The following is a 20,767-nucleotide window of genomic DNA, read 5'->3' on the forward strand; positions in this document are numbered from 1 at the left end:
TTATTTCATTTTAAACCTTCATCGCTGCTCGCACAATATAACTATCCACATATTGCTTGAATTTTACGATTTTTCCATTTTCAAGCTGCCATATATGAACGAATTCTGCTTCAAATGATTTTCCCGTTTCTTTATAAACTCCAGAATACATACCTTCAGCAATGATTACATCTTTTCCGTTTACTTCATGGTACGTATTTACACTCGCTTTATAATTATCCCATTCTGATCCTAAACGACTAAATACATTTTCCATTATAGCTTCTGTACCAATATACGTTCCACCGTACGGAAAACCGGCTGCCTCTGTCCACTCTACTTTTTCAGAGAGAGCTTCCGCTAAATGTTTTGCATTTGAAGAAGATGGTCCTTCATATGTGCTTCGAACAATTTCTAAATTTGTTTTTTGTACCATTATTTTTTCACCCCAAATGCGTTTGCCGCTAAAACAAGTCCAATTTCTAACGCTTTAACGTGCGGGAATCGTTCCTTTATTGCCGTTTGAATTTCTTCACTTGAAGGATTTCCTGCAAGAACTTCATCAAATGCTACTAAATATTTACGAGTATGCTTAATCGCATCTGCTGTATTTGGTACGTCATAATCACGATGACCCGCTACAACAATTTCAGGGTGAAGATTTTCAAGTTCACTTAATGTTTCTAACCATTTATGACGAGCTTCAGCATCTGTTTCTAACGTCCATGCGAAAGTATTGTTATACACGATATCTCCTGTAACTACTGCTTTTAATGACGGAATCCATACGTAACTATTATTAGGTGTATCACCTTGTAGACCACCTTTAATGATTAAGTCATTTCCCTCTAACGTAAGCTTATCTCCCTCTAACACTTCTGGAACAATTGGCTGATGAGGAACATTATGCCCAATAGATGGTTTCCATTGTTCCACTTTCTTTTCAAACGTATTGCGAATATCTTCTACTGTATTTCGCAACGCTACAATTTTCGCTTTTGGAAATGCTTCATGTAATACATTTAATCCAAAATAATGATCTGGATGGAAATGAGTTACATAAATATGAGCTAAATTCTTTCCTGTTTCAATAATTTGAGCTGCTAAACGATGTGCATCACTTAATAAAAATTGTGCATCGATAAGAATTGCATCTTTTTCTCCGTATACAATTGTGGATGTAACTTGAAATGCTTGCTCAGATCCTGTAAAAACCTCTAAATGTAATTTTGACATGTTATTTCCTCCACTTTTTATTTACTCTTTTATATTCCTTTATTCTTTAAGCTTTATTCTAGCTGTAACTAACTTAGTTACAGCTAGAATAAAAAAATATACGAATCATTTTATTACTAATCGACTTGATGTAATCATTATAGTTACACCAAGTCGTCAAGTCAACACTTAAAAAATGAAATTTACTTCGTTTTCATTACTTTCTCTTTTAAGAAACGATCTACATATCCTTCTGCTTTTACAACGAATAAATACGCACCCATTGATAATAATGCAAGATCTAATTCATATCCCGGATTCTTTCCATCTCCTAATAAGCCTGCTGCTCCATTTACCTTTACGATAGCTCCAGCCAAAATAAGAGCGAATAACAATCCTACATACCTCACGCCTAAACCGATAATCAATAATATACCACCAACTAATTCAACTGTTGCTACGCCGTATGCAAGACCACCTGGTAAACCGATACTTGTAAACCATCCTGCTACGTTATCTATACCTGATTGAAACTTTGCTAAACCGTGTGCAAAGAACGTAACTCCTAACACGATACGAATAATTAAATTCCCAATATATTGATTCATTTTGAACTCTCCTTTTTCGTTTTGTTATGGTGAACATTTATTCACAAGACAAAACAATACGGTATTTCTTTTCATTCGTCAAATACTTTTTTAAAGAAACCAAAAAACATTATCCCCTTTACGGATAATGTTTTTTACAAAATAGTGCTAATTCAAGCTTTCGCTCTATTACTTAGAATAAGTTGAAAATTTTTCCCAGCGCCTATATAAGACAATAAAGACACATCTTCTTCAATCACCATTCCAACAACATTCACTTTCCCATCTTCAGGTAAATCACTTATAACAATTTGCATTTCGCCAGCATATCTACCGTACAATTCATTATCAATTGTAATACTGCCTCGTTTTCTTGAAATTGTATTCATCGGCTGTAATACAACTTTATTTTCTTCGCGCGATTCTACAGAACGAATGGCATCACGAGCTGGATCAAGCCGATTCGTATGCACTTTCTCTACCACTTTCAATACTTCCATTTCATTTATAAATGGCTCATATCGCAGCGGAATAATCCCATTACTCGCCATCGCGATTTCTTGTACACTTTCTAGACTCGCGCTTATGTCTCCAATTAGCACTTTATCGACGTCACACTCTTGAACAAGTTCTAAATACGCTTCAAGTGGACGCATATAGCGGTGCTTTTCTAACGTTGGTAAACCTTCATATAAAGGACCTCGTTTTTCACCATCTCCCGGAATAAATGCCATCGTTTTTATTCCGCAATCATGTAAATACTTATTTTGTTTTTGTAAAAATGACTTTGCTAGTCCTGTTTCTGGACGCGGGTAAAAATTATGCCACGCTTCTACACGATCTACTCGTATATTTTCCGCAATTAACTCTTTCCAAAATGATTCTGTAATCGTACTCGCGTTTAACGCTACCTTCATCTTATGAGATACACTCGCAATTTCTTTGGGCGCGATGCCGTAATCCATTCGTAAACCAGTAATGCCCCACTCCAATAATTCTTCCACATTTTCATACGTTACTCCTAAATGATGTAACGACTTTGGAGAGACATCGACCATTAATTCCATTTCATTTTCGAGAGCTTGTTTCCCAAGTATTTGAATTAACTCTTTATACGTATTCGGATCATCTTCTGGAATGTGAAGAGATGTAAAAATAGATGAAAATCCGTTTTCTTTCGCTATTTTTAACCATGCTTCTTGTTTGTCCACTCGCTCTTTTGAAAGATAAATTGAAACTCCTAACATATAAATCTCTCCTTCTACTAATATAAAAAAAAGAGAAAGGAATCCCTTTCTCTATATGTTTTCTGCCATTTCTTCTTTAAAGCCGAAGAAGTACGTAAAGATAAATCCGAAAGTATATGCAATCACTAACCCTAAGAAATATAATAAATATTTATTATCAGCAATTAACGGAATTAAAGATAATCCTGATACACCGATTCCGAGTGAAGCCGTTTTCATTACTGCCTGGAATGCACCACCGACAGCCGCTCCTAAACAAGCAGTAATAAATGGTTTCCCAAGTGGTAATGTAACCCCATATAATAACGGTTCGCCAATTCCTAAAAATCCAACTGGCAATCCACCTTTAATCACATTACGAAGTCGTTTATTTTTTGTTTTTACATAAATCGCAATCGCTGCTCCTACTTGCCCAGCGCCAGCCATTGCGAGTACTGGTAATAAAGGTGTTACATGTGTTTGATTAATGAATTCCATATGAATTGGTGTTAAACCATGATGTAACCCGACCATAACGAGAGGTAAAAATGTTCCTGCAAGCACAGCTCCCGCAAACGCTCCACCAACATTTAAAATTGCATTAATACCACTCGTAATACCATCAGATAAGAATCCCGCTACTGGCTGAATCGCTAACATCGTTACTATACTTACAGCTAATACAGTAATAAGTGGTGTTACGATAATATCAACTGCATTTGGCACCGCTTTTCGTACTCGTCTCTCAACTACAACCATAAGCCATGCTGCAAAAATAACTGCAAATAATCCGCCCCGTCCGGGTACTAGCGCTTCACCAAATAATTTTACATTCGCCATCGCCGGGTTGAAAATTAAAATACCAGCAATTGCCCCAAGAACTGGCGTCCCGCCAAATTCTTTCGCTGTATTCCAGCCGACTAAAATACCTAAGAATGTAAAGATACCGCCGCCAATTAAAAGTAACATTTGCAGCCATGTTGCATTCGGGTCAGCACCTGCATTTTTCGCAAAGTTAGCGACCCCATTTATAATTCCTGATGCGACAAGACCAGGTATTAACGGAATGAAAATACTTCCTATTTTTCTTAAAAAGTTTTTCACTGGTGTATTATTTTTCTTCTTAATCTCTGACTTCATCTCTTGCCCAAGATCTTCAAGGTGATGATCTGCCACTTCACCAATTCTGAGTCCTGTTAAAACTTCCATTTCTGCTGCTACTTTATTTACCGTTCCTGGACCAACGACAACTTGAAGTGTTTCATCTTCAATCACACCCATAACGCCTTCAACCTTTTTCAAAAGGTCCATGTTCACTTTACTTTCATCATGAAGCGTTAGTCGTAACCTCGTCATACAATGAGCAATGCCACGAATATTTTTTACTCCCCCAAGTTGCTCCGTAATCCTACTCGCCATTATCTCTTCTTTCTTCATAATAGAATCCCCCTCCCCATAGTTTAAAGTGCCTTCTTCACAAATCCTTTCGCACCTTTTAATTTTTCTAGTGCTTCCCCATATTCACACTGTAGTAATATCATAACGATTGCAACTTTCACATTTCGATTTGCTTTCTCATAATACTCTGTAGCTACTTCATAACTAGCGCCTGTCGCTTCCACAATAATTCGTTTTGAGCGTTCTACCAATTTTGCATTTGTAGATTGAACATCTACCATTAAGTTTTTATATACTTTCCCTACACCAATCATAGACGCTGTAGAAATCATATTGAGTACTAACTTTTGCGCTGTGCCAGCCTTCAACCGTGTTGAGCCTGTTAATATTTCTGCGCCTGTTTCCACTTCCACATTTAGTTTTGCATATTTACTTATTTCAGCATTTTTATTACAGGAAATGCTAGCTGTACTCGCTCCCACGCTACTTGCGTATTTCAATCCGCCAATTACATAAGGTGTTCTACCACTTGCTGCAATTCCAATAACCGTATCTTTCTCGTTTAATCCAATACTTTTTAAATCTTCTTCTGCTAACTCTTCACGATCTTCAGCACCTTCTACCGCTTTGGTAAACGCTTTCAATCCACCTGCTATAAATCCCTGCACCATTTTGTCATCTGTACCGAATGTCGGCGGGCACTCCACTGCGTCTAAAATGCCTAAACGACCACTCGTACCAGCCCCAATATAAATTAATCGTCCATCTTCTTCAAAAGACTTAATAACAATTTGTACAACCTTTTCAATTTCTTCTATTTCATTTTCAACTGCTAACGCAACAGTTTGATCTTCTTGATTCATACTTTGTAAAACTTCTTTTATGCTCATCTCATCTAAATTCATCGTCTTCTCATTACGATGTTCTGTAGATAAATTTTCTAACATATTGTCACCTTCTTTGAAATTTAATTTCATACTTTCATTATAACTTTAAGAAATTAAAAATCAATATTACTCTCTTATTTTATGAAATTTTATTTCTTTTCATGACAAATTTATGTCCAGCCACACAAAAAAGATGGGTTGCCCCATCTTTTCACTTTAACTTCCGTAACCGCAGAGCCTCTTCTCTCGTCTCCATAAATTGATCTATCACATTATTGCCAATACGGTTAAAAGTAATAACGTATAAAGCATCAATCATATTCAGTTGCGTCATTCGTGAAGCAATACTTGCAATGCGATGATCTTGCTCTACATCCGGCATACAAAGGCGAATGTCTGCCGCTTTATATAGAGGAGATGATTGATCTAGCTTCGTAATCGCAATAACTGTAGCACCTTGTCTTTTCGCATATTGCGCCATTTCAAGCACATCTTTCGTCCGCCCAGAAGTTGAAATCGCCACAAATATATCTCCCTCTTTTAAATTTGTTACGAGTGGCAACATCATATGAAAATCGGATAGCATCATTGCAGTAAATCCAAGCCTAGTAAATTTATAAGCTCCGTCCATCGCCGGTGTAGCTGATCCACCTACACCATAAAATATGATCTTATTAGCATTTACAATACTATCTGCAGCTTTCTCAAGTTCCTTCTTATCTATCGCAGTAACACTCGCCTCAATTGCAGCTTTATTCACATATGTAACTTTATTAAACAAATCGTACGGTCCATCTTCTGTATTCATCACTGAAAAATCGTTAATATTATAATCAACAATTGTTAATTCACGAACGAGCGCTATCTTAAATGCTTTAAAGCTTCCAATACCGATTGTTTTACAAAAACGTACAACACTCGCCTCACTCGATCCCGCATTTGTAGACACTTCTTTTGTCGTTAAATTTGGAACAATCTCTGCGTTCTCCATTATGTACATGGCAACCTTCTTTTCAGCTGGTGAAAATTGATCCATATTATTTTCAATTTTAAATAGTAATGTTGAAGCTTTCACCATTTCACCTCCACTTCTTACAGCTGCTTTTTATTTCGCATATTCTTCTTCATGGAGATAATAGCCATCATCACCAGGAGGATGCTGAACAATTACAGTTCGATTCCCTTTTTTATATGCAGTTATTTCACCTTCAGATCTCTGTTTTTCCCATCCGTCTATCCAAATTGCGAAGTCAGGTAAAAATGCGGTGTACTTATGTTCTTTCGGATTATCCCCTTCCACATAGGAAGAAAAAATAGAAACCGGAAAACCTTTCACTTTTGATTCTTTTCCTACAATAAATGGTATGCAAAGTAAAAGAAGTATAACTACACCTATAACTTTTCCCCTCGTAATCTTCACCTATTTCTCTCCTTACCCTAGCATATACGTAGATTTTACCATAATTACAACCTGTTCATGCTGCATAACCATTGCTTTTTTGCGATAAAAAAAAGAGCTTACCTACATCAGATAAGCCCTTTCTATACAAAGTACTTCTTCAAAAGTGGCGGCGTAATAATCGTTGTCAATATAACAACAATGACAATAGCTGTGAAATTTTCTTTCGCTAACAAATTTGCCGTTAATCCATTTGCTGCAATAATGAGCGCTACTTCTCCGCGTGATACCATCCCTGCACCGATACTAATAGAAGATTGTAAGTTAAATCCTGTTAGTCTTGCTCCTAAACCTGATCCAATTAACTTTGTGAAAATCGCAATGAGCGTCATAATGATAATGAACCAAAGTTGGCTTCCTATACCTTGAAATGTAATTTCCATTCCAATACTTACGAAGAAAACCGGTACGAATATCGCATACGCAATCGGTTCAATTTTATGTTCCACTTCATGCTTGTACTCTGTTTGCGAAATCGCAATCCCTGCTGCAAATGCCCCAATAATACCTGCGATTCCCATTTGCTCACTATAATAAGCAAATGAAAAACAAATAATAAGAGCCGCACTAATTAACGCTTCCGACACGCGAAGTGGTACGAGCATTTTCATAATCCACGGAACTACTTTCCATGCGATAAAAACGATACTTACAAAGAAAATAATTTTCTTTGCAATGACAAGTGTTATATTCACATCTTGCGTTCCTAAAAAGCTCATTACAAACGCTAATAAAATAACGACTATCACATCATCAAATACGGCAGCACCTAAAATCGTAGTACTTTCTCTCGTATTCATCTTCCCTAAATCACGTAACGTTTGCACTGTAATACTAACCGATGTTGCGCAAAGTAATAACCCTATAAAAATTGCATGAGATTGCATTAATCCAAACAACAACCCTGCCACATATCCACCGATGAAAGGTAAAATAATTCCACCAGCCGCCACTGCAAATGATGATTTTAAATTCCGATTTAACTCTTCTAAATCTGTTTCGAGTCCCGCCATAAACATAAGTAGCAAAACACCAATTTCACTAAGCTCATCAATAAGTTCTGAGCTATTAATAATACCAAGCACAGCAGGACCGATAATAATACCAACGATTAATTTACCAAGTACAGAAGGCTGGCCAAGCCTAACACTAATATCACCAGCTAATTTCGTACAAAGTAAAATGATAACAAGTTCGAAATAAAATAACATAACATCTTCTCCTACTATATAAAGTGAAACTTTAATCCGTGGATTATTCTTCATCTCTACTGATTGTTAACCCGCATCTATTTCTGCACATAGTTTCTCCTTACAACTGGCATTTTATTTGTTAAAGTTTTGTTTGACAAAATATTCTGAATTATATTAAAATTAATCCAGAAATTTCAAAAAACTACATACCATAACTGTACCTTCATTCACTTACGTACTCTTTACTATTCGCAGTTATGGAAATGAAAAACGGGGGGAGAGTCCAAAGTGAAGTCATTATTACGAAAAAAAGCGCTTAGTACTGAATCACCAAGGCAGCTAGATCGAACATTAACGGCACTCGATTTAACGTTTTTAGGAATCGGCGCCGTAATTGGGACAGGGATTTTTGTATTAACAGGTATTGTAGCGGCGAAACATTCTGGTCCTGGTATTATGCTATCATTCCTTATTGCTGCATTTACTTGTGCTTGTGTAGCTTTTTGTTATGCCGAATTCGCTTCTTCTATACCAGTCTCAGGAAGTGTTTATACTTATGCATACATGACCGTAGGAGAAGTTGTCGCCTTCATCGTTGGTTGGTGTTTAATGCTCGAATATTTACTCGCAGTTGCAGCGGTAGCTGTTGGCTGGTCTGGATATTTACAATCATTGCTTCAAGGGTTCAATATACACCTTCCCGCCATTATTTCCTCGGCCCCTGGAACAGGAAAAGGTGGTCTCATTGATTTACCGGCTGTTTGTATTTTACTTCTCATTACTGGTCTTTTAAGTTTTGGTATACGCGAAAGCGCACGCATTAATAATATTATGGTCCTTATAAAATTAGCAGTTATTATCGCCTTTATCGTAGCAGGCGCAAAATATGTAAAGCCTGAAAATTGGACACCGTTCATTCCATTCGGGTACGACGGTATTATTACTGGTGCTGCCACTGTCTTCTTCGCCTTTTTAGGTTTTKATGCAATCGCAACTGCGGCAGAAGAAACGAAAAAACCGCAGCGTGATTTACCAATTGGCATTATCGGTTCCCTTCTTATTTGTACGGTTTTATACATGATCGTATCTTTCGTTTTAACAGGTATGGTTCCTTATACGCAATTAGATGTTTCTGATCCAGTTGCATTTGCACTGCATTTCGTTGGCGAAGATACTATTGCGGGGCTACTTGCAGTTGGTGCGATGACAGGAATGACAACCGTTCTTTTAGTCGTTATGTATGGACAAGTTCGTGTTTCTTATGCAATGAGCCGAGACGGCTTGCTCCCAAAAGCGTTATCACGCGTAAATAAAAAAGTAAAAATCCCTTTACTAAACACATGGATTACTGGGGTATTTGCAGCTTTATTAGCAGGACTTTTAGACCTACATTTACTAGCAAATTTAGTAAACATCGGTACGTTAACAGCCTTCTCATTCGTTTGCTTTGCTGTACTTATTTTACGGAAAACTCATCCTGATTTAAAACGAGGCTTTCGTACACCACTCGTACCTGCACTACCAGTTGTCGCTATTATTTGTTGTTTATATTTAATGCTTAATTTGTCTAAAACGACATGGATCAGCTTTGCAGTCTGGCTTATAGTCGGTTTATGCGTCTACTTCTTCTACTCTAGAAAACATAGTCATTTAGCTACTGAAAAAACAAATGATGAGAAAAAAGAAGCATAAAAAATAGCTCGCCTATAATAAAGGCGAGCTATTTTCACGTTCTATTATGTTTTTTCGTTAACGCTTGTAAAACGATAAAGTGAAACTTTAATCAGTGGGGGTTTTGTCCATCCCCCACTAATTATTAACCCTCACCAATCGGGCTCTTACGGGCAGTTGTCTCCCCACTACCTTCCTCGTATTCACCAAATTTTGAGGTGGGAGTCTTACTGCCCGTTAATAGCGGGAAAAATATACCGATGCAAGCTCGTACATAACCTGCAACTTTTGTATACTTCTTCTCCCTTACTTCGCCTCTTTCTTTTTCTTTCTCCATGCATTCAAACTATCAAAGAAAAAGTTAATAAATAGCGTTCCTAATCCCGCTAATACAAATGTCATTAAAAATAGAACCCATATACTTTTATCTTTTAATAAATAATATCCTACAAGGAGCACAACGGCGATCCATACATATTCAAGAATTCTTTTTAGCTTTTTCTCTTCCAAATTATTCGCTCCCTTTTTCTATACTACTTTTAGTATAACAAAAAAGAAGCCTATCATGATAAGCTTCTTTTTCTTATACCTTACTTGTTGATGCTTTTTTCAACAAGTGAAATAGCGTGCTCTAACGTACGATTCATCGTTTCTACCTGTGCATCTTTTACTTTCACATCTTTTAATACAGCTTCTGCAACTGTAATTTTTTGGCTCAATGATTTCACTGAACCGTCCGTTACATTTGCAGCTTGTGCTTTTTTCACTACTGCTTTTGCAGCTTCAACATTCACTTGTAATTTTTCTTTCGGTGTTTTTGGCTGTTCTTCTGCCACTTTTGATTGTACAAATGTTTGGTTTGCTGTTTTTAATTCATTATACATTTGAACAAATTGCTCACCTGTACTTGTCATATTCCCAAACACTTTCTTAGCATTGTCATAGTTTTTTTGTAATTCATTAAAAGCTTCTTGTGAATATTGACCTGGCTTTTCACCAAATTCATAAGTACCTGCCAATACTTCTTTCACTTTCGCAATCTCTTCATATAACGCATTTACTTGCTCTAATTTTGTACGATTAGAAAACTCGTTATATGCTGCTACTACTTCTGAAGAACTTAATGCTTTACTATATAATTTTGCTAATGCAATTTGTCCATTTAACGGAATACCGCCATTTCCGTTGCTGTCTGGATCTGCACCAAGTGCAAATGGCACGTTCGGATGATACACTTTCCCACTAGCTGGCTGACTATTTACTTTTTTACCATCTACATAAATTGCTACTTCACTTCCGTTATACGTTCCTGTTAAATGATACGTTTTGTTTGCTTCTAATTGAACGCCAACACGTTTATAGCTTCCGCCAATATGAGCCCATAATTCTACATAGCCACTTCCTGTAGACTCAAAACCAATTCCACCACTCTCTGTATTTTGCAAAATACCTTGTCCGCGAATTTCATTCATTGAAAATACAGTTTCTAACGTAAATGAATTTGCTACTTTTTCTTTTTGTGCTGCTGAAAATGGAAGATACCCAAATGTATTTGCTTTTCCATTTAATTTCATTACATTTGTTTTCAACGCTTTATCATATTCAATAGATACATTCCCTTTCACATCACCTTTTGTTCCAAACGGTGAGTTATCTTTAAATGTACCATCTAAGAAATTCACATCAAAAACGTCTGCCTTTGGCACTTTTACATTCGGATCAATATTATCTTTTTTCGTAGTAATTTCAGCCGTTAACGGCTGCGCGCTTTCATTGCCAAACGAATCAATCGCAACTACTTCAAGTGTATATGATTTCCCGCCATCTAATCCTGCAAGTGTAAATGTAAGTTCTTTTGGAACTGGATCACGATAAAACTCTGAGAATGCTAATAACTTATTTTTAATCTCACCTGTTTGTTTATCCTTCGCTTGTACACGATAAGAATGAACAAGAAGGTTGTCCACCGCTTGTGGGAATGTTACTGTTGCTGCGTTTTCCGTTACATTTGATACTGACAATTTCGCATCTTTCGCAAAAGATGGCTTTTCTTTATCACGATCTTCTACATGCGTAAATGTTTCTTTCTTTGATGGCAACTGAATTTTCCATGGCTCGCCTGTCCAAGAATTTGTATGGAAATCACGGCGATTAATTGTTACTTCTTTATCATCTACTTCTACTAATAAACCTTGACTTAATGTGCTAGCTCCTGGGGGGATATTCCCTTGTACTTTACCGCCTTCAACTTCCATATAGCTTACAGAAGATGTTCCAACAGACGTAAAGTCTTTTTGATGAATCGATCTCGGATCATCTAACGGATAATGTGAATGACCTGAAAACGTAATTACTTGTGGGTATTCTTTTAATACCGCATTAATTTTTGCACTATCTTTCGTTCCCCATTCTTGACTACCGTACACTGTATCTTTAATATGTTGATGTAAAAACACAAAAATCGGTTTTTCTGGATCATCTTTTTGTGCCTTTGCCATTTCTTCTTTTAACCAATTAATTTGCTTGTCCGAATAATAGCCATGTGTTGTACCATCCTCTGGAGACATAACAAGGAAATGATACCCTTTTACCACTTTATGATAATAAATCGATTCCATTCCTGTCTTTTCTAAGAAACGCTTCTGTGCTCCCTCTACAGATAAGCCGTTCCAATAATCATGATTACCAAGAGAATTCATTCGTACCGCATCTTTATTTGCATTTTCGTTATACACTTGCATGAAACGATCATATTGCTTTACTGAACCCGAATCAGTAAAATCACCTACAATGACAAACGCATCTTGCTTTGGTGCAAGCGTATTAAATTGCTCAATCGCTCGTTTCCAGCGGAACGTATCATCTGTTCCACTATCTTTAATATGCACATCACTTACAACTGGAAAAACGATTTTCTTCTCACTTGGTGCCTTTTCTTGCTTTTTATCTTCCGCTTTAACCGACGCACTCCACGGAAATGACACGAATGCTAATACAAAAACCATTAATAATCCAATAAGTCCTTTTACTTTTCTTAAAGCAGTTCTTTCCACGTAAATCCTCCTCATATAATAAACTAATTACAATGGTTATTGTATCGAACGTATATTAACTTCGTTTAAACTAAAAATGAAATTTGTTTCATTTTTGTAAATATACAGTTATCTTTATGTGAACTGCCACATTTATACGAGCACGTTTTGTCTAATAGACAACTAACTTTTCCCTATAAAAACTATTACGAGGTATGAGCCTATGAAACTATCACGATTTTATTTTTTTTGTCCATTCTTAGCACATCGGCCATGCTGTTACATTTAATAGTAGTAAAAGATAAATTAAAAGGGAGGGGTTATATTGAAAAACAAAAAAAATATTGGCTGTTTCGCTCCTTTATCTATCATTTGCCCAGACCCTTGTCCACCGCCCCCTCCTCCAAATCCAAATTGCGAGCTAGTAACAAATGAATTTGCAGGAAATTTCCTCATAACTAATAACACCATTCCCTCTGCCAAAGGTGCATCACAATCAATGATACTGTGGCAAAGTGATGGGATACTACTTATATCAGGTACTGTCTCGGTTTACAATAGTACTAGCAGCACCGAAGCAATTACAATTCAAATCGTCGGAGCAGTAACCAATATTTTCACTGTATTTCCTGGTAATACAATATCTTATATGGGTAAGGATTTACAATCCGTCAGTATTATTAATATACAAAGTAATCCTTCTCTATATTTAGAAGGCAAGTACTGTTGCCAATTTACATGTTGCTTATAAAATAAATATTTCATTACTCCCTCTATTCAAAAAAGCATACCATTTAAGGTATGCCTTGTTATGAAATTGAGTAACGTACTGTAATACAAAACTCTCCTTGATTAACAGTCGTTCCCGTCGTTGTAATTCGAACAGTAGTAAAGTGCCTCACTGTGAAAGTACCACTACTTTGCGGTTGTACAGTAATCGTATCGACTACTGTAGCACCTACTAAAAAATCCACTGTAATTGGATTCGCACCTGTATCATATTTTACATAACCTGAACCGTATATTTCTTGTGTAAGATTATTCGTATATACAATTTGAGTACCCGCACCTGTAATTGACCAGTCTGCACATACTTGATCTTGCACAAGTGTTTTATTAGTACAACAAGACAAACTGGAACTTCTCATTCCCATTTCAACCCTCTCCTATTCTTCTACGAAAGTGAATAGCGTGTCGTAATACAAAATTCTCCCTGATACGTTCCAGCAGGTGTTGCAGGTAACACAACTTGTATACTATCAAAGCGGCGATACGTAAACGCGATACTCGTTCCTGGGTTTAATGTTTGTGTATCAATTGTAGCCCCAGCAGAATCAAGTGCTTCTACAGTAATTGGGCCTGGTCCAACATCATATTTAACAAAGCCAGTACCAATTACATTTTGGTTAATATTATTTGTATAGAGAACATTATCAATTGCTGTTGTAGCTACAGTAGCAGACCACGGACTACACACTTTATCTTGCACATAATTTTTATCTGGACAGCAAGTTAACGCTGACCCTGAGCACTCACAAGACATAGTTGTTTCCCCTCTCTCTTTTATATTCCCTATATGTGTATGTCCTTCAGAGTCTTTTGCCTGTACTATTCATCTATTTTCAAAAAATAATCAAACCATAGCGCTAATGACTAGATAGATTCAGTTTTGTTTCGTTTTTTCATAAATTTATAGATAAAGATACTACCTACAACAATAAGAACGACCACTAATATAGGTAACATATATTGTCCAACAACACCCGCTGCTTTTTCCCAATGCGGACCTAATTTCATTCCAAAATAAATATACAAAGTCGTTAACGGGAACATTGCTACAAATGTATATATGCTAAATTTCCATATGTTCATTTTCGCCATACCACATGGAATGGAAATAAGCGTTCGAACTCCCGGGACGAAGCGTCCAACAAATGCTACAACCGGTCCATATTTCTCAAAGAAATCATCTGCTTTTTGAATTTGTTCTTCTTTAATGAAGAAATATTTACCGTATTTCACCAATACAGGGCGCCCGCCGTAATAACCGAGCGCATATAACGTTAATGGTCCTGTCGTTCCACCAAGTGTTCCGGCTAACACCGCAAGCCAAAAATTCATATCTCCCTCGTACACCCAATACCCAACAAGCGGCAAAACTACCTCTGCTGGAATAAACTCAAAAGTTAAAGCTAACACAACTCCAAAATAAGAAAACTGCTTTAAATACTCAATTATATCTAAAATAATTTGCTCCATACTTTTAACCCCTATCCTATATTTATATTATGCTTTTCTTGCAATTGAACTGGTGCCATCTTTACGATTCGATTCAAAATGAATAACACAATTCCAATATCATCTAAAATACCAATAAACGGCAAGAAGTCTGGAATGAAGTCGAGTGGCATCGCAACATACCCAACTAAAAAAGCAATAGATAAAATTTTCTTCTTTATGGAAACCTCTTTTGAAGTAAAAAAGTCAAATAAGAATGGAACAAAACGGCGGACATGAAATACAACTCTTAATCTACTAAAAAGTTTTTTCATTTTCTAGCTCCTCTCTTTGTATACAAAAAGGACCCTACCAAATATGGTAAGGGTCCTAAAAAAGACAATAAGGGGCCTTTACCATTGCTGGTAAAGGTCTCACTAACAACAAAACGTTGCCAATAAAGCCGAGGGTTTCTCCCTGTAATGACGACTTTACTGTAATAAGTTACTCCCCTTTAGATACACAATTTTATACAATCACATTAAGATATTTGGAGGGGCTTGTCAATATTTTTTTCATAATGAAACCTGTTCGCATACCTCTATCACTGTTACAATTTGTCTACTTAGTCTTCCCTACAATCTATTTTTAAAGCGGATTACATTTCGGTATCTCTAACCCTGAGGATTGTGCTAACTTCAATAAATAGTAACACTCCTCCCTCGCCATATGATCCGCCATCCTGGCTGATAATGAACTTAATATTTGCTCAGACAACTCTAATTCTTCTACTTCTCGAAGGAAATGCGAGAATAACTTTAGCTCTAGTGAAACGTCTTTTGTAAACTTCTTCAAAGCTGGAAAATGTTTCAGTTCTGCCCGTAAATAACCTGTCATTTCAACTGCTTTTAAATAAAATTGTTCAAAATGTTTAGCAAACAAATCACTTTTCTCCTTCAATCTTTTTTCCACAACATCTAATCCACCTGAAATAGAACCAGCATGCCCTGCTGCATCCGTTAACCACGCGAGATGATAGTGTAGTTCATGAAAAATGGGCGGGACTTCTCCCCTCCCTAAGTATTCTAATACTGTTATATATTCCTCYACTTCATTTACCATATGATTAATAAAAGTCGGAGTAAAATGAATTACAATTTTACCTTCCAATTGCTTTTGTATAATATTTAATTTAAATGCTCGAATCTCCTCTGCAGCTTGTTCTGCATCTTTTGAAAATGCAATAAAATTTACAGTATGAATTTCATTTAAAAAGTTCGTGAATTTCCCTACAAAATAGGTGGCTTTCTGTATATCTTCTTTCTCCTGTGGAGCTAAAGCATCTAGTAAAAACTGAGCATGATCCCCGAGAACTTTGAGCCAAAATTTATGTTCAAACAGTGCGCTTTCTTCATACATTCTATCCACGCTATCCCCCCTATGGTTACTCATGCCTCTGATGAAATTTGAAGCTTATAGCAATCTGGATCATAAAGAGTAATTACCACCCCATCCGCATGCTGTTCTTCCGCAAAAGATATTTTGTAAAACTGTAATTTTCTCTTTACTTTTTCCATATCAAGAATTGAAAAGGTTATTAATTCACACGAAGAATTAGCAACCTTCTCTCGCCCTCGTAAATTCCGATTTACCACAAAACAAATTCTCGTTGAACCAATATCATACCAAACACCTGTTACATGTAGTTGAGGTCTCTCCTTGCTTGGTTTAAAGCCTAAAATCCCTTCATAAAAATACAATGTTTCCTTTAAATTTTTTGATTCTAATACGATACATGTTGTAATGCCTTCCATCCTCAACTCCCCCTGTCTCTATTAGTTTTCTATATGAGTCATAATTTACAATTATGTACGAATACAATACATAGTAATGGATATTTCATTTATAAAGGAGGGTTGTAACATGGATAAATTCATGAAATCCTACATACCTTATCATGGTCCAAACGATCCTTGTCCTCCAATTGGAAAGAAATATTATTCAACTCCCCCGCACTTATATATGGGTTTTCAACCAACTAATTTACCCCAATTCACACCAAAAGAAGCTTTAAGAAAAGGGACTTTATGGCCTGCTTTTTATGATTATTATGAAAATCCTTACAAAAAAGGACGGTGAATAAAAACGTGACACAAACATTGCCTGATGAATATTACAAATGGATTGAAGAGCTGCAAGAATTAGACTTTGTATTAGTTGAACTTACTCTCTATTTAGATACGCATCCCGAGGATACTGCAGCTATAAATCAATTCAACGATTTTTCTTATAAACGAAGAGTATTAAAACAAAAAATTGAAGAAAGATACGGACCACTTCAGCAGTTTGGAAACAGTTATTCTAACGCTCCATGGGAATGGAGCAAAGGCCCTTGGCCATGGCAAATATAAAGTGAAACTTTAATCAGTGGGGGTTTTGTTCATCCCCCACTGATTATTAGCCTTCACCAATCGAGCGTTTACGGGCAGCAGGGCTTCCACCCAACTTCTTTGCTCCAGCCGAATTTTGAGGGGGGAGTCTTACTGCCCGCAAATAGCGGGATAAAGGAGAGAAACTATGTGGATTTATGAAAAAAAATTACAATATCCTGTTAAAGTGAGTACTTGTAATCCAGCACTCGCAAGATTATTAGTTGAACAGTACGGTGGTGCGGACGGCGAACTAGCTGCTGCTCTTCGCTACTTAAATCAGCGTTATACTATTCCTGACAAAGTCGTTGGCTTACTAACTGATATTGGTACAGAAGAGTTCGCCCATTTAGAAATGATTGCTACAATGATTTATAAATTAACAAAAGATGCAACACCTGAACAAATGAAAGCTGCCGGATTAGACGCGCATTATGCGAATCATGACAGCGCTTTGTTTTATCATAATGCAGGTGGTGTTCCTTTTACTGCCACTTACATTCAAGCGAAAGGAGATCCTATCGCAGATTTATACGAGGATATTGCAGCTGAAGAAAAAGCACGAGCGACTTATCAATGGCTAATTGATTTATCAGACGATCCCGATATAAATGATAGCTTACGCTTTTTACGCGAACGAGAAATTGTCCATTCTCAACGTTTCCGAGAGGCTGTAGAAATTTTAAAAGAAGAACGTGATAGGCAAATTTATTTTTAATACACATATCCTAGCGATATGTGTTTTTTTACGTTAAAAGTCAAATCCTTCCTTCATTAACATACAAATAGTATATTTATTCAATTTTACGCATTATTTTAAAATATTTTTAAAATTCCCTCTTGCTTTCTAGTCATCAGACCTTTAAAATAATAACAGTTACTCGACAAATTATTTGAATTTTCGACAAAAACACTCATTAGGAGGATTTTCTTTATATGCGTACAACTTTAAAACCAGCGCAAATACTTTCGATTAGTTTACTACTATTCGCAGTTTTCTTCGGTGCTGGTAATATGATTTTCCCGCCCCTTCTTGGTCTTTCTTCCGGAGAAAATATGTGGGTTTCCATTACAGGATTTATTATTACGGACGTCGGTTTATCTTTACTAGCTATCGTGGCTGTTGCCCTTGCTGGTGGTAGCTTTAATACTTTAGCAAGCCGTGTTCATCCAAAATTCGCAGCAGTATTCGCTATCATTATTTATCTTTCAATCGGCCCACTATTTGTTATTCCACGAACTGGAACTGTATCTTACGAAATTGGAATCGCACCACTCTTCCCGGATCAATGGTACTCTATGTTAGTCTTTAGTGCGATTTTCTTTACAGTCGTCTACTTCTTATCATTAAATCCATCCAAACTAGTAGATCATATCGGAAAAATATTAACGCCAATTTTACTTGGAATTATTGCAATTATGGCAACAAAGGCGATTCTTTCACCAGGATCGTTCGCAGAACCTGTTGGTGACTATAAAGAAATCCCATTTTTCAAAGGATTTCTCGAAGGCTTTTTAACATTAGATGCAATCGGAGCTCTCGTATTATCAACAATTGTTGTAAATGCAATTCGCCAAAACGGTATACAAGATAAGAAATCCATTGCGAAATATACAATTATTTGCGGAAGCATTGCTGCCCTTTTCTTAACAATTGTTTATTTCTTACTCGGTTATATTGGCGCTTCAAACGGAAACTTAGGACAATTTGAAAACGGCGGTCAGCTATTAGCTACTGTTATGTATCAATTCTTTGGGACAAGCGGGAATGTTTTATTAAGTATCGCAATTATCTTTGCTTGTTTAACGACTGCAATCGGTGTTGTAAGTGCATTCGCAAACTATTTCGCAACAGTGTTAACGAATGTTTCATACAAGAAACTGGTACTATACGTTTGTATCTTTAGCTTCATCATTTCAAACTTAGGCTTAAGCTTATTAATTAAAATTACATTACCTGTATTAATTATTTTATATCCAATTACCATCATTTTAATTTTCGTATCATTTATTGATAAATATACGAAACGTAAACCTTCTGTCTATATCGGAGCGATGATCGCGGCATTCATTATTAGCTGTATTCATGCACTTGATAATGTGGGAATGATTCCAAACTTTATCGCTAATATCGTACACACGATTCCTTTTTATAACTTAGGAATCGGCTGGATCGTTCCGGCAATAATCGGTGGTATAATCGGATACTTTATTCCGCAAACAGAAGCTGAAGGTGAAGTTTCTGCAAAATAGAAAGAAGCAAGCATTGATTATGCTTGCTTCTTTTTTATTTTCACATCGTATGTTTAAAAGTAAATAGCTCTTCTTTTGACTGCACAGCAGGTTGTTCCTTTTCTACATCTGTCTTCTTTATCTCACCGCCTAACCTTACTTTCATCATCGCTTCTTCTATGCTTTTCACAATCATATTTCCTGAAAAGATAGTAAGTCCAAAAAATGTAATTGGAACGAGAGGAATCCATGGATGCACTGTTAATGATCTAAAATAAACTCCAATTAAACCTGACCATTCATGTGTGTAAGAGTCTATTTCTTCTACCGGTCCTAAAAACTTAACAGTTCCGCCAAAGAATACTTCCAGTAACCCTAAGTGCAGTAAAATAGTAAGAGTCTGCGTAAACTGCTGAAGAAATACAAGTATAAACGTCATATATAGGTGCGGAAAAAGATGCTTTATAACAATATGTCTTCTTGATCCACCTAATATGCGCGCGGCATCAATAAATTCTTCCGTTTGTAATTTACGAACTTCCTTCGCAACATACAGTGCAATAACTGGCATCACAAGCATTACAAGTAATACAACTTGAAACGAAGCCCTTTCAAAAAAAGTTGTTGTTTCCTCTCCACTTCCAAATCTATTCACAGATTGAAGAAAGAAATACGCAATCATAACCGTCGGAATAACTGTGAAACTATCAAAAAAAGCCTCAATCTTTGAAAAGCCTCTTTTTATATATGTTCCGAGTACAACACCGAAAAACACACCTATTACCATTCTAAGTGCCGCAATTAAAATAGATATACCAATCGTCCACTTCGCGCCTTCAATGACTAAATGTAAAAGGTCATATCCTTTCCGGTCTGTCCCGAGTAAAAATTGTAATGAAGGTGAAAATGGTGGCACTTCTGGGTTTCCTGACGCATCATATTGCAGTGTAACTTTTTTAATCTGTCCATMATTCCATATCATATTTCCGATGCTCAAAAGAACTAATATGAGAAGAAACCCAATGCTTATCCAAAACCTTTTATCGCGTTTTATATACGTCCACATATTATAATCTCTCCTTCATCGCAGCTGGAATGAGGTAATGAAACAATTTAAATAAAATAAAAATTGGAATATAAATAAGCAGCACACTAACGATGAAAACCTCAACCCTAATACCCTCATACGATTTCAAAAACATAAAAATACCACCCGTATTAAAAATCCATTCTATAATATAT

At 36.4% G+C, this 20,767-nt stretch carries 25 protein-coding genes and 1 pseudogene; 6 read left to right on the forward strand and 20 right to left on the reverse strand.

Features of this window, described 5'->3' with window-relative positions:
* Nucleotides 1–10: 10 nt before the first annotated feature.
* The 9 genes from AC1DTM_RS04785 to AC1DTM_RS04825 form a co-directional block, all read right to left on the reverse strand.
* On the reverse strand, nucleotides 11–415 hold the full coding sequence (locus AC1DTM_RS04785; protein ID WP_016103817.1) for a nuclear transport factor 2 family protein: 405 nt from the start codon (nucleotides 413–415) through the stop codon (nucleotides 11–13).
* The gene (locus tag AC1DTM_RS04790; protein WP_016103816.1) at nucleotides 415–1,215 is read right to left on the reverse strand and encodes an MBL fold metallo-hydrolase; all 801 of its coding nucleotides are present in this window, start codon (nucleotides 1,213–1,215) and stop codon (nucleotides 415–417) included. The genes AC1DTM_RS04785 and AC1DTM_RS04790 overlap by 1 nt, the downstream gene beginning before the upstream one ends.
* A gap of 182 nt (nucleotides 1,216–1,397) precedes the next feature.
* Nucleotides 1,398–1,802, reverse strand: a complete 405-nt coding sequence (locus AC1DTM_RS04795) for a DoxX family protein (protein WP_001077751.1) — start codon at nucleotides 1,800–1,802, stop codon at nucleotides 1,398–1,400.
* A 152-nt stretch (nucleotides 1,803–1,954) separates the two neighbouring features.
* Nucleotides 1,955–3,028, reverse strand: coding sequence for a DUF871 domain-containing protein (locus AC1DTM_RS04800; protein WP_016103815.1), 1,074 nt, complete (start codon nucleotides 3,026–3,028; stop codon nucleotides 1,955–1,957).
* Nucleotides 3,029–3,079: 51 nt separating this feature from the next.
* On the reverse strand, nucleotides 3,080–4,444 hold the full coding sequence (locus AC1DTM_RS04805; RefSeq protein ID WP_016103814.1) for a PTS transporter subunit EIIC: 1,365 nt from the start codon (nucleotides 4,442–4,444) through the stop codon (nucleotides 3,080–3,082).
* A 23-nt stretch (nucleotides 4,445–4,467) separates the two neighbouring features.
* Nucleotides 4,468–5,352, reverse strand: a complete 885-nt coding sequence (gene murQ, locus AC1DTM_RS04810) for an N-acetylmuramic acid 6-phosphate etherase (protein ID WP_016103813.1) — start codon at nucleotides 5,350–5,352, stop codon at nucleotides 4,468–4,470.
* Nucleotides 5,353–5,503: 151 nt separating this feature from the next.
* The gene (locus tag AC1DTM_RS04815) at nucleotides 5,504–6,367 is read right to left on the reverse strand and encodes a MurR/RpiR family transcriptional regulator (protein ID WP_033710460.1); all 864 of its coding nucleotides are present in this window, start codon (nucleotides 6,365–6,367) and stop codon (nucleotides 5,504–5,506) included.
* A gap of 30 nt (nucleotides 6,368–6,397) precedes the next feature.
* Nucleotides 6,398–6,712, reverse strand: a complete 315-nt coding sequence (locus AC1DTM_RS04820) for a hypothetical protein (protein ID WP_002203333.1) — start codon at nucleotides 6,710–6,712, stop codon at nucleotides 6,398–6,400.
* Nucleotides 6,713–6,834: 122 nt separating this feature from the next.
* Nucleotides 6,835–8,016 (reverse strand): cation:proton antiporter, encoded by a 1,182-nt coding sequence (locus AC1DTM_RS04825; protein WP_088098708.1) that lies wholly within the window; start codon nucleotides 8,014–8,016, stop codon nucleotides 6,835–6,837.
* Between the two features lie 216 nt (nucleotides 8,017–8,232).
* On the opposite strand from AC1DTM_RS04825, the gene AC1DTM_RS04830 reads away from it, so the two are divergent.
* Nucleotides 8,233–9,636 carry an amino acid permease gene (locus AC1DTM_RS04830; RefSeq protein WP_477000057.1) on the forward strand — a complete coding sequence of 468 codons (1,404 nt, stop codon included), beginning with the start codon at nucleotides 8,233–8,235 and terminating at the stop codon, nucleotides 9,634–9,636.
* Nucleotides 9,637–9,760: 124 nt separating this feature from the next.
* Here the strand turns inward: AC1DTM_RS04830 and AC1DTM_RS04835 are convergent, their stop codons facing one another.
* From AC1DTM_RS04835 to AC1DTM_RS04845, 3 genes are all read right to left on the reverse strand, one after another.
* Nucleotides 9,761–9,952 carry a hypothetical protein gene (locus AC1DTM_RS04835; protein WP_477000058.1) on the reverse strand — a complete coding sequence of 64 codons (192 nt, stop codon included), beginning with the start codon at nucleotides 9,950–9,952 and terminating at the stop codon, nucleotides 9,761–9,763.
* Nucleotides 9,922–10,125 carry a hypothetical protein gene (locus AC1DTM_RS04840; RefSeq protein ID WP_002159163.1) on the reverse strand — a complete coding sequence of 68 codons (204 nt, stop codon included), beginning with the start codon at nucleotides 10,123–10,125 and terminating at the stop codon, nucleotides 9,922–9,924. Before AC1DTM_RS04840 ends, AC1DTM_RS04835 begins: the two co-directional genes overlap by 31 nt.
* A gap of 80 nt (nucleotides 10,126–10,205) precedes the next feature.
* A complete protein-coding gene (locus AC1DTM_RS04845; protein WP_016103811.1) occupies nucleotides 10,206–12,668 on the reverse strand; it encodes a LamG-like jellyroll fold domain-containing protein in 2,463 nt (820 codons plus the stop codon).
* Between the two features lie 304 nt (nucleotides 12,669–12,972).
* On the opposite strand from AC1DTM_RS04845, the gene AC1DTM_RS04850 reads away from it, so the two are divergent.
* On the forward strand, nucleotides 12,973–13,398 hold the full coding sequence (locus AC1DTM_RS04850; protein WP_002159165.1) for an S-Ena type endospore appendage: 426 nt from the start codon (nucleotides 12,973–12,975) through the stop codon (nucleotides 13,396–13,398).
* A gap of 58 nt (nucleotides 13,399–13,456) precedes the next feature.
* On the opposite strand, the gene AC1DTM_RS04855 is transcribed toward AC1DTM_RS04850, so the two are convergent.
* The 6 genes from AC1DTM_RS04855 to AC1DTM_RS04880 form a co-directional block, all read right to left on the reverse strand.
* Nucleotides 13,457–13,801, reverse strand: a complete 345-nt coding sequence (locus AC1DTM_RS04855) for a DUF3992 domain-containing protein (protein ID WP_002159166.1) — start codon at nucleotides 13,799–13,801, stop codon at nucleotides 13,457–13,459.
* Nucleotides 13,802–13,821: 20 nt separating this feature from the next.
* Nucleotides 13,822–14,190 carry a DUF3992 domain-containing protein gene (locus AC1DTM_RS04860; RefSeq protein WP_002203338.1) on the reverse strand — a complete coding sequence of 123 codons (369 nt, stop codon included), beginning with the start codon at nucleotides 14,188–14,190 and terminating at the stop codon, nucleotides 13,822–13,824.
* Between the two features lie 110 nt (nucleotides 14,191–14,300).
* On the reverse strand, nucleotides 14,301–14,906 hold the full coding sequence (locus AC1DTM_RS04865; RefSeq protein ID WP_002203339.1) for a DedA family protein: 606 nt from the start codon (nucleotides 14,904–14,906) through the stop codon (nucleotides 14,301–14,303).
* Nucleotides 14,907–14,917: 11 nt separating this feature from the next.
* Nucleotides 14,918–15,199 carry a YkvA family protein gene (locus AC1DTM_RS04870; RefSeq protein ID WP_016103810.1) on the reverse strand — a complete coding sequence of 94 codons (282 nt, stop codon included), beginning with the start codon at nucleotides 15,197–15,199 and terminating at the stop codon, nucleotides 14,918–14,920.
* A gap of 313 nt (nucleotides 15,200–15,512) precedes the next feature.
* Complete coding sequence (locus AC1DTM_RS04875) at nucleotides 15,513–16,292, reverse strand: DUF2935 domain-containing protein (protein WP_033710462.1); 780 nt, start codon at nucleotides 16,290–16,292, stop codon at nucleotides 15,513–15,515.
* Nucleotides 16,293–16,312: 20 nt separating this feature from the next.
* Nucleotides 16,313–16,678: a VOC family protein gene (locus tag AC1DTM_RS04880; protein ID WP_088098706.1), complete on the reverse strand. Its 366-nt coding sequence runs from the start codon at nucleotides 16,676–16,678 to the stop codon at nucleotides 16,313–16,315.
* 109 nt (nucleotides 16,679–16,787) lie between these two features.
* Between AC1DTM_RS04880 and AC1DTM_RS04885 the strand changes: the two genes are divergently transcribed.
* The 4 genes from AC1DTM_RS04885 to brnQ2 all read left to right on the forward strand — a co-directional run bounded on the left by AC1DTM_RS04885 (nucleotide 16,788) and on the right by brnQ2 (nucleotide 19,546).
* Nucleotides 16,788–17,003 (forward strand): spore coat associated protein CotJA, encoded by a 216-nt coding sequence (locus AC1DTM_RS04885; protein ID WP_000357172.1) that lies wholly within the window; start codon nucleotides 16,788–16,790, stop codon nucleotides 17,001–17,003.
* Between the two features lie 8 nt (nucleotides 17,004–17,011).
* Nucleotides 17,012–17,275 (forward strand): spore coat protein CotJB, encoded by a 264-nt coding sequence (locus tag AC1DTM_RS04890; protein ID WP_033714627.1) that lies wholly within the window; start codon nucleotides 17,012–17,014, stop codon nucleotides 17,273–17,275.
* Between the two features lie 166 nt (nucleotides 17,276–17,441).
* Nucleotides 17,442–18,011: a spore coat protein CotJC gene (cotJC, locus tag AC1DTM_RS04895; RefSeq protein WP_002140479.1), complete on the forward strand. Its 570-nt coding sequence runs from the start codon at nucleotides 17,442–17,444 to the stop codon at nucleotides 18,009–18,011.
* Nucleotides 18,012–18,229: 218 nt separating this feature from the next.
* Nucleotides 18,230–19,546 carry a branched-chain amino acid transport system II carrier protein BrnQ2 gene (gene brnQ2 / locus AC1DTM_RS04900; protein WP_002159172.1) on the forward strand — a complete coding sequence of 439 codons (1,317 nt, stop codon included), beginning with the start codon at nucleotides 18,230–18,232 and terminating at the stop codon, nucleotides 19,544–19,546.
* A 40-nt stretch (nucleotides 19,547–19,586) separates the two neighbouring features.
* On the opposite strand, the gene AC1DTM_RS04905 is transcribed toward brnQ2, so the two are convergent.
* Nucleotides 19,587–20,591, reverse strand: coding sequence for an ABC transporter permease (locus AC1DTM_RS04905; RefSeq protein WP_477000059.1), 1,005 nt, complete (start codon nucleotides 20,589–20,591; stop codon nucleotides 19,587–19,589).
* A 1-nt stretch (nucleotide 20,592) separates the two neighbouring features.
* Nucleotides 20,593–20,767: pseudogene (locus tag AC1DTM_RS04910) on the reverse strand (ABC transporter permease subunit); the annotation flags it as partial.

It is taken from the genome of Bacillus sp. P4_D3 (genome assembly GCF_056401855.1).